This is a genomic window from Acidovorax sp. LjRoot66, assembly GCF_964253305.1.
Lineage (GTDB): Bacteria > Pseudomonadota > Gammaproteobacteria > Burkholderiales > Burkholderiaceae_C > Acidovorax.
The window spans coordinates 5,968,078-5,980,582 of sequence record NZ_CAXUQU020000001.1 but is presented as its reverse complement, the minus strand read 5'-3'; the positions used below and the strand labels follow the sequence as shown (position 1 = coordinate 5,980,582).

The window sequence follows — 12,505 nt, the reverse complement described above, 5'->3', positions numbered from 1 at the left end:
CTATCGGATGCCGCTGATCTTGTGGGTCTGCAGGCTCAGCCGCCACGCCGGCTGCTCCATGCAGGTGGCGATGCACAGGGCGATGTGGGCGGCCTGGTCGGGCCCGTCCATGGGCTGCAAAAATCGGTGGGCGAACTGCCCGGTGGCGGCGATGGCTGCCAGGTCCATCCCCGACTGGGGCCAGACGAGCTTGAGCTCCTGGCCCTGCTGCTGCACCCAGGGCGCGCCAGCCTTGGGGCTCACGCACAGCCAGTCGATGCCCGGCGGTGCGGCCACCGTGCCATTGGTCTCCACGGCAATGCGGAACTGCCGTGCGTGCAGTGCGTCGATCAGGGCCGCATCGACCTGCAGCAGGGGCTCGCCACCCGTGAGCACCACCAGGCGGTGATCGGCATCGTGGGCCGGCCACTGGGCCGCAATGCGTTCCGCCAGGGCATCGGCCGTGGTGAACTTGCCGCCCAGGGTGCCGTCGGTGCCCACGAAGTCGGTGTCGCAGAAGCGGCAGATGGCGCTGGCGCGGTCGGCCTCGCGGCCACTCCAAAGGTTGCAGCCGGCAAAGCGGCAGAACACGGCGGGCATGCCTGCCTGCCCGCCTTCGCCCTGCAGGGTGTAGAAAATTTCCTTGACGCTGTAGGTCATACCTTGTCAGGCCACTGGGGGCACGAGGATGGTGGGCGCGGCCGGGGCGGCCAGCTCGGGGTAGTCGCGGCTGAAGTGCAGGCCCCGGCTCTCGCGGCGCATTTGCGCGCTGCGCACGATGAGCTCGGCCACCTGCACCAGGTTGCGCAGCTCCAGCAGGTCGCGCGTGACGTGGAAGTGCGAGTAGAACTCGTGGATCTCGCCCTGCAGCAGCGCGATGCGGTGGGCCGCGCGTTCGAGCCGCTTGTTGGTGCGCACGATGCCCACGTAGTCCCACATGAAGCGGCGCAGCTCGTCCCAGTTGTGCGAGATGACCACGCATTCGTCGGCATCGGTCACGCGGCTGTCGTCCCACTGGGGCAGCTCGGGCAACTCCACGGCCGGTGCTGCGGCGATGGCCTGGGCGGCCGCTCGCGCGAACACCATGCACTCCACCAGCGAGTTGCTGGCCAGCCGGTTGGCGCCGTGCAGGCCCGTGCAGGCCGTCTCGCCGATGGCGAACAGGCCCGGCAGGTCGGTGCGGCCCGCCAGGTCGGTGAGCACGCCGCCGCAGGTGTAGTGGGCGGCCGGCACCACGGGGATGGGCTCCTTGGTGATGTCGATGCCCAGTTCTGCACAGCGCGCGAGGATGTTGGGGAAATGCTCCTGCAAAAACGCCGGGCTCTGGTGCGAGATATCGAGGTGCACGCAATCGAGGCCGCGCTTCTTCATCTCGTAGTCGATGGCGCGGGCCACCACGTCGCGCGGCGCCAGTTCGGCGCGCTCGTCGTGCTGCGGCATGAAGCGCGTGCCGCCGACCGATGCAGGCAGCTTGAGCAGGCCACCCTCGCCGCGCACGGCCTCGGTGATCAAAAACGACTTGGCGTGCGGGTGGTACAGGCAGGTCGGGTGGAACTGGATGAACTCCAGGTTCGCCACGCGGCAGCCCGCGCGCCAGGCGGCCGCGATGCCGTCGCCCGTGGCCGTGTCGGGGTTGGTGGTGTACAGGTAGACCTTGCCCGCGCCGCCCGTGGCCAGGATGGTCTGGGGTGCGCGGAAGGTGAGGACCTCGTCGGTGGCTTCGTCCAGCGCGTACAGGCCCAGGCACCGGTCGGCCCCCTTGGCACCCAGCTTGCGTGCCGTGATCAGGTCCACCAGCGTGTGCTGCTCGAACAGCGTGATGCCCGGCATGGCGCGCACCACGTCGATCAGCGTGCGCTGCACGGCCGCACCGGTGGCGTCGGTGGAATGCACGATGCGCCGCGCACTGTGGCCGCCCTCGCGCGTGAGGTGCAAGGCGCCGTCTTCCAGCGAAAAGGGCACGCCCAGCTGCTGCAGCCAGGCAATCGCATCGGGCGCGTTCTCCACCACGAAGCGGGTGGCGGCCAGGTCGCACAGGCCGGCCCCGGCCACCAGGGTGTCTTCCACATGCGCGCCAAAACTGTCCCCGTCGGCCAGCACGGCGGCAATGCCGCCCTGGGCCCAGGCGCTGGCGCCATCGTGCAGCTGGCGCTTGGTGATTACCGCCACCCGGTGCGTGGGCGCCAGGTGCAGGGCCGCCGAAAGCCCGGCGAGGCCGCTGCCTACGATGAGAACGTCGAAGTCGTGAGATGCCATGGCTTGCTGGGAATGGAGAGGTGGTGGGACCATGGCCGCCCGCCATGGCCAGAAATCAGGCGGCGGTGATCAGGCGGGCGTGTACGCCAGGCGCACGTAGATGGGCGCAAACGCCTCGGCCTGGGTGATCTCGATCAGCGTCTCTTTGGCCAGTTCCAAGAGGGCGATGAAGGTCACCACCAGCACGGTGCTGCCGCGCTCGGGCTCGAACAGCTCTTCGAACTCCACGAAGCGGCGGCCCTGCAGCGTCTTGAGCACCATGCTCATGTACTCGCGCACCGAGAGTTCCTCGCGCGTGATCTTGTGGTGCTGCACCAGCTTGGCGCGCTTCATGATGTCGTGCCAGGCCTCCTGCAGCTCCACCACGTGCACATCGGGGAAGCGCGGCTGCAGGCTCTGCTCGATGTAGACCTGGGCCTTGAGGAAGTCGCGTCCGTACTGCGGCAGCTGCGACAGGCGCATGCCGGCCATCTTCATCTGCTCGTATTCGAGCAGGCGGCGCACCAGCTCGGCCCGGGGGTCCACGGGATCTTCGCCCTCGGCCTGCTTCTTGGGCGGCAGCAGCATGCGCGACTTGATCTCGATCAGCATCGCCGCCATCAGCAGGTACTCGGCGGCCAGCTCCAGGTTGCGGCTGCGGATCTCGTCCACATACGCCAGGTACTGCTTCGTGACCCCCACCATGGGGATATCGAGGATGTTGAAGTTCTGCTTTCTGATCAGGTACAGCAGCAAATCCAGCGGCCCTTCGAAGGCTTCGAGGAAGACTTCGAGCGCATCCGGCGGTATGTACAGGTCGGTGGGCAGCGCGAACAAGGGCTCGCCATACAGGCGCGCCAAGGCGACCTGGTCCACCACGTCGGGCATGCCCTGATCCTGGCGGGCCGCGTTGGCTTCGCTCACGCTGCTCATCAAGTGCTATGAAATAGAGAGCTTCAAACGCTTTTCAGGAAAGCGCTGGATGCCATTTTCATGCCGATAACTCGCTCAGTCTGCGTTGGTCTGGTAGACGTAGGGCTTTTGCTCGACCTGGCCTTCGCGGTACTCGCCCCAGATCTTGCGGTCCACCTGCTTGTCCCACAGCAGGGCGCGGCCTGCCACCTGCTGGGCGTCCAGCTCGGGCCGGCTCGCCTTGAGCTGGTTGATGAACTGCGTGGTGTCGGATTGGTAATCGGGGCGGCGGAAAATGGACATGGACTGGTAACCTCTTTTCCTTGATTTTACCGGGATGACCCCATGCCCTCATTTTTTCGTGCCGCGGCAGCCGCCATCACCACCCTGGCGCTGCTCGCCGCCGCTGGCTGCGACCCCCAGCGCATCAGCGAACTGCAGCCCGGCGTGTCCACCGAGGCGGACGTGCGTGACCGCTTCGGCGTGCCCGAAAACACCTGGAACGAGGCCGACGGCACCCGCACCTTCGAGTACAACCGCCAGCCCGCCGGCCAGGTCAACTACATGATCGCCATCGGGCCAGACGGCAAGCTGGTCGCCGTGCGCCAGGTGCTCACGCCCGAGAACTTCGCCAAGGTCCAGCCCGGCATGGGCATGGATGCCGTGCGCCGCCTGCTGGGCAAGGCGGCCAAGGTGGTGCCCTACCCGCTCAAGGGTGAAACCCATGTGCAGTGGCGCTTTGCCAACGCGCGCAACGAGCCGCAGGTGTTCACCGTGGTCCAGGGGCCGGGTGCCCAGGTGCTGCGCACCGAGACCGGGCCCGATCTGGATGCCCCGGAGTTCAAGGGCGGCAAATGAAGGGGATCAGACGCTGACGCCGGCAGCGCCCTGCGCGGCGAGCCGGTCGGCAAAGCCCGAGCGTTCCATCAGCGAGCGCGGCTGCTCGTGCAGGTGCACGATCTGCAGGTGGCCGCCGCGCTGCGCCACCGCCTTGAGCACCTGGCCGAGCGCATCGAGGCCGGTGGTATCGAGCGCCACGAGTTCGCTGGCGTCCAGCACCACGTCCATGCCGGCGGGGCCGGCCTCCACCGCCTGCACGATGGGGTCGACCTTGGCGGCCGCGCCGAAGAACAGGGCGCCGTGCAGGCGCCAGGTCTGGGTGGCCCGCGCCGGCGTTGCCGTGGCAGGCGGCTGCAGCTCGGCCCGGAACAGCCCGCTCATGCGCCGCACGAACAGCGCGCAGGCCATGAACAGGCCCACCTCCACCGCCACCGTGAGGTCGAACACCACGGTGAGGAAGAAGGTGCCCAGCATCAGCAGCCGGTAGTGGTTGCTGAAGTGGCGCAGGCGCACGAACTCGTGCCACTCGCCCATGTTCCAGGCCACGAACAGCAGGATGCCCGCCAGCACCGCCAGCGGGATGTGCAGCGCCAGAGGGGCCGCCGCGAGCACGATGACCGCCAGCGTGGCCGCATGCACGATGCCTGCGATGGGCGAGGTGGCGCCCGAGCGGATGTTGGTCACCGTGCGCGCAATGGTGCCCGTGGCCGGCATGCCGCCGAAGAAGGGCACGACCAGGTTGGCCAGGCCCTGGGCCATGAGTTCCTGGTTGGGGTCGTGCTTGCGGTGGTGGGGGTCGGTGGCCAGCTGGTCGGCCACCCGGGCGCACAGCAGCGATTCGATGGCGCCCAGCAGGGCGATGGTGAGCGTGGGCGTGACCAAGAGGCGCACCGTCTCCCACGAGAAGTCGGGCAGCGCGAAGGCCGGCAGGCCCTGCGGAATGCCGCCAAAGCGCGAGCCTATGGTCTCCACCGGGAATTCCAGGCCCCAGGCCAGCAGGCTCAGCGTGACCAGGGCCACCACCGGCGCGGGCACCCGTGCAAAGCTGCGCACCCGGTAGCCGTCCATGAGTTTGATCACCGGCGAGCCGCTCATGAACAGGCGCGGCCAGACGAACAGCCCCACTAGGCACACGGCGCCCAGGCCGAAGGCATGGGGGTTGAAGCTGCCGATGTGCTGCGCCACCGTGCCCACCTGCGAGAAGAGGTCGCCCGGCATGCGCGCGATGGACAGGCCCAGCCAGTCCTTGACCTGCGACAGCGCGATCAGCACGGCGATGCCGTTGGTGAAGCCGATGACGATGCTCACCGGCACGAAGCGCACCAGCGTGCCCAGCCGGAACAGGCCCAGCAGCACCAGCAGCACGCCGGCGCAGGCGGTGGAGATGAGCAGGTTGGCCACGCCATAGCGCTCGACGATGCCGTAGACGATGACGATGAAGGCCCCTGCCGGCCCGCCGATCTGGGCATTGGTGCCGCCCAGGGCCGAGATCAGGAAGCCGGCGATGATGGCCGTCCACAGGCCCGCGCCGGGTGGCAGGCCGCTGGCGATCGCAAAGGCCATGGCCAGGGGCAGGGCCACGATGCCCACGGTGATGCCCGCACCCACGTCGGCCAGGCAGCGGCTGCGGTTGTAGCCGCTCAGGGCATCGATCAGCCGCGGGTGGAAGGCGAAGGACAGCTGCATGGGATGTGGGTTCCAGTGTATTCCCCAGGCCGGTGAGTGCAACCACCGGGTCGCCGGCCCGAACGGGTGGCGGGTGCCCCGAGAATGCAAGCATGTCCCGTGCCGGAGCTTGCGCCGCCCTTCTGGCGCAGTGCTTGCTTGTGCAAATGCATGCCCACAGTGGATTGCCGCTGTATCCTGACGAACCGACCATGCCTGACACCCCCGCCCCGACCTCCGAAACCGACACCTCCCCGTCGCTGCGCCATGGCACCTACGAGGACGCCCAGGCCATCTTCGCCGGCACGCTGTTCGTGGCCATGGCGCTCATGCTGTTCAACCAGGCGGGGCTGCTGGTGGGTGGCACGGCGGGCATCGCCTTCCTGGCGCACTACGTCACGGGCGTGTCGTTCGGCAAGCTGTTCTTTCTGGTGAACCTGCCGTTCTACTGGTTCGCCTGGACGCGCATGGGGCGCGAGTTCACCCTCAAGACCTTTGTCTCGGTGGCGCTGCTGTCGGGGCTGACCGAACTCTTCCCCCATGTGATGCATGTGGACTACCTCAACCCGCTGTTCGCCTCGCTGCTCGGTGGCCTGCTGCTGGGTACGGGCTGCCTGTTCCTGGCGCGGCACCGCTCCAGCCTGGGCGGTGCCACCGTGCTGTCGCTGTACATGCAGGACCGCTATGGCATCCGCGCCGGCAAGGTGCAGATGGGCATCGACTGCGCCGTGGTGCTGCTGGCACTGTTCATCGTGCCCGTCGACCGGGTGGCCTACTCGGTGCTGGCGGTGCTGGTGATGAGCGGCTTTCTGTGGATCAGCCACCGGCCAGGCCGCTACGTCGGGCACTGACGATCAGAACCGGTACAGGTAGCCCGCCACCACCGCCGGCTGGCTGGATTTGTCGACCAATGGGCTGTTCCTGATGGCGCTGCCCAGGCGCGTGCTGCTCAGGTCCACGAACACCCATTGCCGCGGCGCCAGGGTGTAGCCCACGCGCACGCCGGCCTGCAGGTTCACGGCCGAGCTGCCCTCATAGGCCGGGCGGCCCAGTCGGGCCTCGGTACCCTCGACGCCATAGTAGTAGTCCACATATTTGCGGTCCTGCTGCTGCACCTGCACGCGCGGCGTGACGTCCCAGGCGCCCAGCTGGAAGCGGCGCTCGGCCTTGAGCGTGAACTGGCGGCCCTTGCTGTGGCCCGAGGCATCGGCCAGCAGCTCGGCCGACAACTGCACCAGCCCGGTGTCCCAGGTCGCTGCCGCGCCCAGCCACAGGCTGCTCTTGCGCTCGCGCATACCGGCGAGCCAGGTCGAATCCTCGGCCTCGTAGCCATCGAAGCCGAAGCGCGAGCGCAGCCGCAGGCCCACCGGGCCCAGCGAGGGCAGCTTGAGGTCCACGCCCGGGCCGGCAATCTGGATCCAGCGGTTTTCGTAGGTGAGCAGGGGCAGCGGCTGCAGCTTGTCGTCGAAGTCGCGGTAGGGCTTGCGGTCGGCGGCCACGGCCAGGCCCAGGCCCCAGGAGGAGGCGGCGCCTGCCTCCTGGGCCTGGATGCTGGCGGGCGCCAGCAGGGGCAGCGTGGTGGCCAGTGCCGCCAGGGGGCGGAGGAGGGAGTGCGGGAGGCGAAGCGTCATGGTCTCAATTCCACAAGAAGATAGGGATTCGGGGCAGGGCGGACCTGCGTGGACAGGGGACCGCCGCGGTGGTAGCTTAGAGCGGCGGTCCTGTGGACTGTAGGAAGGCTTTCTTAGCCCGCTGTTAGCCCTGTGCGCCCATGGTCTGGCAGCAAGGGCAGGCGCTGCTCATGCCCGGCTAAGAATTGCGCACTACGCTGTGCTTGGCCCCCTGTTTCGAAGGAGAACCCCGTTGCGCGCATTGCTGGTGGAAGACGACGACATGATCGGGCGCGGCCTCACGCACGCCCTCAAGGGCGCGGGCTGGTCAGTGGACTGGGTGCGCAATGGCGAACTGGCCCACAGTGCCCTGGCCGACGGTGATTACAGCTGTGTGCTGCTGGACCTGGGCCTGCCCGGGCTGGACGGCACCGAGGTGCTGCGCCGCGCGCGGGCGCGCGGCGACCTCACGCCGGTGGTGGTGCTCACGGCGCGCGACGGGGTCGAAGACCGGGTGCTCGGGCTCGATACCGGGGCCGACGACTACCTGCTCAAGCCCTTCGAGATGACCGAGCTGCTGGCGCGCATGCGCGCCGTGGTGCGCCGGCGCAGTGGGGCCGCCCAGTCCGTGCTGGGCAACGGGGCAGTGCAATTGGACCTGGCCACGCGCGAGGTGCTGCAGGACGGCGTGCGCGGTGCCCTCACGGCCCGCGAATTCGCGCTGCTGCACGCGCTGCTGGAGCGGCCCGGCGCCATCCTCTCGCGCGAGCAGCTCGAAAACCGCATCTACGGCTGGGGCGAGGAGGTCAGCAGCAACGCCGTGGACGTGCTGATCCACGGCATGCGCCGCAAGCTCGGGCCCGATGCGATCCGCAACGTGCGCGGCCTGGGCTGGCGGGTGGCGGCGCCATGACGGGCGCTGTGCCCGAGGCGGGCGCGCGCTGGTACCGCCCCCGGTCGCTGCGCGGGCAGATCGTGCTGTGGCTGGCGCCCTGGATCCTGGCGGGCGCCGTGGTGGCAGGCGGGGCCTTCTGGGCCAGCTACAGCGCGCTGATCCATACCTTCATGCAGTACCAGATGGAGATACTGGCGCGCTCGCACCTGGCCGGCGGGCCGGTGCGGGCAGGCCAGGCAGAGGCTGTGGTCGAGCCGCTGCCGATGCTCAGCCGCACCAACATCGTGGAATGGGGGGCCTTCGTCGTGCAGGTCTGGTCCGCCGACGGGCGCCTGCTCGCCACCTCCGGCCCAGACATCGGCGTGCCCCTGCAGGCAGCGCCCGGCCACCAGCGCCTGCACACCAGAGATGCCTGGGCGCCGGGGTGGCGCGCCTACACCACCCCCACGGCCGGGCCGCACCAGCACCGCGTGCAGGTGCTGCAGAGCGAGCAGTTCCTGCAGGAAGAAGTGGCCGTGCGCACCCTGTACGCCGTCGTGCCCCTGGCCCTGCTGGTGCCCGCGCTGCTGTTCACGCTGTGGCGGGTGGTGGGGCGCGCGTCGCGCTCGCTGCGCACAGTGGCCGACGAGGTAGCGCAGCGCAACGACCGCAGCCTGGGCGCCATCCCCATGGGCCGCGTGCCCGAGGAAATCGTGCCGCTGGTTGGCTCGTTCAATGCCCTGCTCGCGCGCCTGGACGAGGCCTTTGCCGCCCAGCGCCGCTTCGTGCAGGACGCCGCGCACGAGCTGCGCACCCCCATGGCCGCCATGGCGCTGCAGATGGAGAACCTGCAGCCCCTGCTGCCCCTGGGCGAGGCGCAGCAGCAGTTTGCCCAGCTCGATGCCGGCATGCGCCGGGGCCGGCACCTGATCGGCCAGTTGCTGCGGCTCTCGCGCCAGGAGGCACCGGCGTCCACGGGGCTGGCTGCGCAGCCGCTGGACATCACGGGCCTGCTGCGCGAGAGCGTGGGCCAACTCATGCCGCTGGCGGACCAGCGGCGCATCGAGGTGGGTTTCAGCGGTGCCTGTGCCGTGCATGTCGACGCCGTGGCCAGCGACCTGCGCAGCGTGTTCGACAATCTGCTGGACAACGCGCTGCGCTACACCCCCGAGGGCGGCAGCGTCGAGGTGCGCCTGCACCCGCTGGCCAGCGGCCCGGTGGTGGACATCATCGACACCGGGCCCGGCATTGCTCCCGAGCTGCTGGAGCGGGTGTTCGACCGCTTCTTTCGCGTGCCCGGTGCCGCCGCCGACGGCAGCGGCCTGGGCCTGGCCATCACCCGGGCCGCGGCGCTGCGCCAGGGGCTGCGGGTGGAACTGCTGGCGCGCGACGATGGTGCGGTGGGCCTGGTGGCGCGGGTGCACCTGCTTGCTCATTCAGCGGTAAGCCAGGGCTAATTCCCGCCTGAGTCGCGCTTTCTAGAGTGGATGGATTCCCATTCTCTCAAGGTATCTGCGATGAAAACACGCCTCTTTTCCTCCCCCGCCCTGGCCTGGTCCTGGGGCCTGCTGGCGCTCTCAGCGCTGGCCATCGGCCTCTTTTCGCTGCGCTATGCGCTGCCCGGCATGCCCTTGCCGTCGGACCTGCCCAGCCTCGCACTGTCGCCTCGGCCCTTCGTCGTGCATGCGGTCAGCGCCTCGCTGGCGCTGGTGCTCGGGCCGCTGCAGTTCGTTCCGGCCTGGCGTGCGCGGTTTCCGGCCCTGCACCGCTGGGTAGGGCGCGCCTATGTGCTGTCGGTCGCTGTCGCCTGGCTGTCGTCGCTGCCGCTGGCCGTGAACGCCATGACGGGCGCGGTGGCCGCCGCCGGCTTCTTCGCGCTGGGCCTGGCGTGGATCGTGGCGACCGGCATGGGCCTGGCACGCGCGCTGCAGCGGCGCTTCGCCGAGCACCGGCGCTGGATGCTGCGCAGCTTTGCGCTCACGGCGGCCGCCATCACGCTGCGCATCTACCTGGGCGCCAGCATGGCAGCCGACATCGACGAAGCGCTGTCCTACCCTTTCATCGCCTGGCTGTGCTGGGTGCCCAACATGCTCGTGGCCGAGTGGTACCTGCGGCAAGGAGGCCAGCCGCAGCGCCCGCAGGCGCTGCAGTTCTGAAGGTCAGCGCACCCGCATGCCCGGCGTGGCGCCGGGCCAGGGGTTGAGCACGTAGATGCCGGGGTTGGCCTTCTCGTCGCCATGGCTGGCGGCGAGCACCATGCCCTCGGAGACGCCGAACTTCATCTTGCGCGGGGCCAGGTTGGCCACCATCACCGTCTGCTTGCCGATCAGGTCGGCCGGCTGGTAGGCGCTGGCGATGCCGCTGAACACGTTGCGCGTGCGGCCTTCGCCCACGTCCAGCGTCAGGCGCAGCAGCTTGGTCGAGCCTTCGACGGGCTCGCAGTTCACGATCAGCGCGATGCGCAGGTCGATCTTGGTGAAGTCGTCGATGGTGATGGTCGGCGCCAGTTCCTCGCCGCCCGGGGCTGCCACTTCGGGCGCTGCCTCTACAGGCTGCGCCGGGGCTTCGAACAGCGCGTCGAGCTGTTCGGGCGCCACGCGCTGCATCAGGTGCTGGTAGGGCTTGATTACATGGTCTTGGGGGAGGCAAGTTTTAGCATCTTCCCAGGACAGTGGCGTTGCCTCCAATCCGAGCATTTCCTCCACCCGTGCGGCTACGTTCGGCAGAACAGGCTTCAAGTAAATAGTTAACAGCCTAAAGCAGTTGATCAAAACGCTGCAGACAATCTGCAGTTGACCAGAGTCAGACTCATTTTTTGCCAGTACCCAAGGCTTCTTTTCATCGGCGTACTGATTGACTGCGTCCGTGAGGGCCATGATTTCACGGGCTACTCTGCTGAACTCACGGTTTTCATAAGCCTCCTTGATTGAGGGGGCTGCGTTCATCACAGTAGTGATCAGGTAATCCAGCTCATCTTCAGGGGCTTGAGGTCGCGTGTTTCCTTCCAGAAACATCGCAACAAGTTTGCCTTCAAATTTTTTGGTAATGAAGCCCGCTGCACGGCTGGCGATATTGACGAACTTGCCGATCAGGTCGCTGTTCACGCGCGCCATGAAGTCGTCGGCGTTGAAGTCGATGTCTTCGTTGCGGTTGGACAGCTTGGCCGCCAGGTAGTAGCGCAGCCACTCGGGGTTCATGCCCAGGCCCAGGTACTTGAGCGGGTCCAGGCCCGTGCCGCGGCTCTTGCTCATCTTCTCGCCGTTGTTCACCGTGAGGAAGCCGTGTACGAACACGTTGTCGGGCGTCTTGCGGCCGCTGAAGTGCAGCATCGCGGGCCAGAACAGCGTGTGGAAGGTGACGATGTCCTTGCCGATGAAGTGGTACTGCTCCAGGGCCGGGTCGGCCATGTAGGCGTCGTAGCCCTCGCCACGCTTTTCCAGCAGGTTCTTGAGCGAGGCCAGGTAGCCCACGGGCGCGTCGAGCCAGACGTAGAAGTACTTGCCCGGCGCGTCGGGGATCTCGATGCCGAAGTAGGGCGCGTCGCGCGAGATGTCCCAGTCGCCCAGGCCCTCGCTGGTCGTGCCGTCCGGGTTGGTGCGCACGGTGAACCATTCCTTGATCTTGTTGGCCACCTCGGGCTGCAGTTTGCCGTCCTGGGTCCAGTTTTCGAGGAACTTCACGCAGCGCGGGTCCGAGAGCTTGAAGAAGAAGTGTTCCGAGCTCTTGAGCTCGGGCTTCACGCCCGACAGGGCCGAGAACGGGTTGATCAGGTCGGTGGGCGCGTAGACCGAGCCGCAGACCTCGCAGTTGTCGCCGTACTGGTCCTTGGCGTGGCACTTGGGGCACTCGCCCTTGATGAAGCGGTCGGGCAGGAACATGTTCTTCTCGGGGTCGAAGAACTGCTCGATGGTGCGGGTCTCGATCAGCGAGCCGTCGGCACGGTCGCGCAGGTCGCGGTAGATCTGGCGCGCCAGCTCGTGGTTTTCCGGGCCGTCGGTGCTGTGCCAGTTGTCAAAGCTGATGTGGAAACCGTCCAGGTACTGCTTGCGGCCGGCGGCGATGTCGGCCACGAACTGCTGGGGCGTCTTGCCGGCCTTCTCGGCCGCGATCATGATGGGTGCGCCGTGCGTGTCGTCGGCACCGACGAAGTTGACCGCGTTGCCCTGCATGCGCTGGAACCGCACCCAGATGTCGGCCTGGATGTATTCCATGATGTGGCCGATGTGGAAATTGCCATTGGCGTAGGGCAGGGCGGTGGTGACGAAGAGTTTGCGTGCGGAGGACGGCATGGGACGGACTTTCTCAGGCGGAACCCGCGATTTTAGGCGCTCGGAACCCCCGTTGGCACGGCAGGGGCAGATGCCACAATGCCCGCCTCAAGAACAACAGG

General features: G+C 67.9%; 12 protein-coding genes. 5 read left to right on the top strand and 7 right to left on the bottom strand.

Features of this window, described 5'->3' with window-relative positions; all coding sequences use genetic code 11:
- The 4 genes from queE to ACSQ3Y_RS27920 form a co-directional block, all read right to left on the bottom strand.
- Entirely contained in the window at positions 1 to 639 is a 639-nt protein-coding gene (gene queE, locus ACSQ3Y_RS27935) for a 7-carboxy-7-deazaguanine synthase (protein ID WP_436179534.1), read from the bottom strand.
- Between the two features lie 6 nt (positions 640 to 645).
- The gene (gene nadB, locus ACSQ3Y_RS27930; RefSeq protein ID WP_436179533.1) at positions 646 to 2,235 is read right to left on the bottom strand and encodes an L-aspartate oxidase; all 1,590 of its coding nucleotides are present in this window, start codon (positions 2,233 to 2,235) and stop codon (positions 646 to 648) included.
- A 69-nt stretch (positions 2,236 to 2,304) separates the two neighbouring features.
- Positions 2,305 to 3,147 carry a segregation and condensation protein A gene (locus ACSQ3Y_RS27925; RefSeq protein ID WP_436179532.1) on the bottom strand — a complete coding sequence of 281 codons (843 nt, stop codon included), beginning with the start codon at positions 3,145 to 3,147 and terminating at the stop codon, positions 2,305 to 2,307.
- Positions 3,148 to 3,222: 75 nt separating this feature from the next.
- Positions 3,223 to 3,429, bottom strand: coding sequence for a DUF3460 family protein (locus ACSQ3Y_RS27920; RefSeq protein ID WP_007861239.1), 207 nt, complete (start codon positions 3,427 to 3,429; stop codon positions 3,223 to 3,225).
- Between the two features lie 42 nt (positions 3,430 to 3,471).
- Between ACSQ3Y_RS27920 and ACSQ3Y_RS27915 the strand changes: the two genes are divergently transcribed.
- The gene (locus ACSQ3Y_RS27915; protein ID WP_436179531.1) at positions 3,472 to 3,984 is read left to right on the top strand and encodes an outer membrane protein assembly factor BamE; all 513 of its coding nucleotides are present in this window, start codon (positions 3,472 to 3,474) and stop codon (positions 3,982 to 3,984) included.
- Positions 3,985 to 3,990: 6 nt separating this feature from the next.
- On the opposite strand, the gene ACSQ3Y_RS27910 is transcribed toward ACSQ3Y_RS27915, so the two are convergent.
- Positions 3,991 to 5,652, bottom strand: a complete 1,662-nt coding sequence (locus ACSQ3Y_RS27910) for a SulP family inorganic anion transporter (protein WP_436179530.1) — start codon at positions 5,650 to 5,652, stop codon at positions 3,991 to 3,993.
- A gap of 191 nt (positions 5,653 to 5,843) precedes the next feature.
- Between ACSQ3Y_RS27910 and ACSQ3Y_RS27905 the strand changes: the two genes are divergently transcribed.
- Positions 5,844 to 6,482, top strand: coding sequence for a YitT family protein (locus ACSQ3Y_RS27905; protein ID WP_436179529.1), 639 nt, complete (start codon positions 5,844 to 5,846; stop codon positions 6,480 to 6,482).
- A gap of 3 nt (positions 6,483 to 6,485) precedes the next feature.
- Here the strand turns inward: ACSQ3Y_RS27905 and ACSQ3Y_RS27900 are convergent, their stop codons facing one another.
- Positions 6,486 to 7,262, bottom strand: coding sequence for a MipA/OmpV family protein (locus tag ACSQ3Y_RS27900; protein WP_436179528.1), 777 nt, complete (start codon positions 7,260 to 7,262; stop codon positions 6,486 to 6,488).
- Positions 7,263 to 7,494: 232 nt separating this feature from the next.
- On the opposite strand from ACSQ3Y_RS27900, the gene ACSQ3Y_RS27895 reads away from it, so the two are divergent.
- Genes ACSQ3Y_RS27895 through ACSQ3Y_RS27885 form a run of 3 tightly spaced genes read left to right on the top strand, consistent with a single transcriptional unit; the run spans position 7,495 to position 10,271 of the window.
- Complete coding sequence (locus tag ACSQ3Y_RS27895; RefSeq protein WP_436179527.1) at positions 7,495 to 8,154, top strand: response regulator; 660 nt, start codon at positions 7,495 to 7,497, stop codon at positions 8,152 to 8,154.
- Positions 8,151 to 9,572, top strand: coding sequence for a sensor histidine kinase (locus tag ACSQ3Y_RS27890; RefSeq protein WP_436179526.1), 1,422 nt, complete (start codon positions 8,151 to 8,153; stop codon positions 9,570 to 9,572). Before ACSQ3Y_RS27895 ends, ACSQ3Y_RS27890 begins: the two co-directional genes overlap by 4 nt.
- Positions 9,573 to 9,632: 60 nt before the next feature.
- Positions 9,633 to 10,271 carry a DUF2306 domain-containing protein gene (locus ACSQ3Y_RS27885; RefSeq protein ID WP_162262273.1) on the top strand — a complete coding sequence of 213 codons (639 nt, stop codon included), beginning with the start codon at positions 9,633 to 9,635 and terminating at the stop codon, positions 10,269 to 10,271.
- A gap of 3 nt (positions 10,272 to 10,274) precedes the next feature.
- Here ACSQ3Y_RS27885 and metG read toward each other — a convergent pair whose 3' ends face one another.
- Positions 10,275 to 12,404: a methionine--tRNA ligase gene (gene metG / locus ACSQ3Y_RS27880; RefSeq protein WP_436179525.1), complete on the bottom strand. Its 2,130-nt coding sequence runs from the start codon at positions 12,402 to 12,404 to the stop codon at positions 10,275 to 10,277.
- Between the last annotated feature and the right edge of the window lie 101 nt (positions 12,405 to 12,505).

Excerpts from the sequence above, each read along its gene's own strand:
- queE (WP_436179534.1), bottom strand. The coding sequence starts at position 639 with ATGACCTACAGCGTCAAGGAAATTTTCTACACCCTGCAGGGCGAAGGC.
- nadB (WP_436179533.1), bottom strand. The coding sequence starts at position 2,235 with ATGGCATCTCACGACTTCGACGTTCTCATCGTAGGCAGCGGCCTCGCC.
- ACSQ3Y_RS27925 (WP_436179532.1), bottom strand. The coding sequence starts at position 3,147 with ATGAGCAGCGTGAGCGAAGCCAACGCGGCCCGCCAGGATCAGGGCATG.
- ACSQ3Y_RS27920 (WP_007861239.1), bottom strand. The coding sequence starts at position 3,429 with ATGTCCATTTTCCGCCGCCCCGATTACCAATCCGACACCACGCAGTTC.
- ACSQ3Y_RS27915 (WP_436179531.1), top strand. The coding sequence starts at position 3,472 with ATGCCCTCATTTTTTCGTGCCGCGGCAGCCGCCATCACCACCCTGGCG.
- ACSQ3Y_RS27910 (WP_436179530.1), bottom strand. The coding sequence starts at position 5,652 with ATGCAGCTGTCCTTCGCCTTCCACCCGCGGCTGATCGATGCCCTGAGC.
- ACSQ3Y_RS27905 (WP_436179529.1), top strand. The coding sequence starts at position 5,844 with ATGCCTGACACCCCCGCCCCGACCTCCGAAACCGACACCTCCCCGTCG.
- ACSQ3Y_RS27900 (WP_436179528.1), bottom strand. The coding sequence starts at position 7,262 with ATGACGCTTCGCCTCCCGCACTCCCTCCTCCGCCCCCTGGCGGCACTG.
- ACSQ3Y_RS27890 (WP_436179526.1), top strand. The coding sequence starts at position 8,151 with ATGACGGGCGCTGTGCCCGAGGCGGGCGCGCGCTGGTACCGCCCCCGG.
- ACSQ3Y_RS27885 (WP_162262273.1), top strand. The coding sequence starts at position 9,633 with ATGAAAACACGCCTCTTTTCCTCCCCCGCCCTGGCCTGGTCCTGGGGC.
- metG (WP_436179525.1), bottom strand. The coding sequence starts at position 12,404 with ATGCCGTCCTCCGCACGCAAACTCTTCGTCACCACCGCCCTGCCCTAC.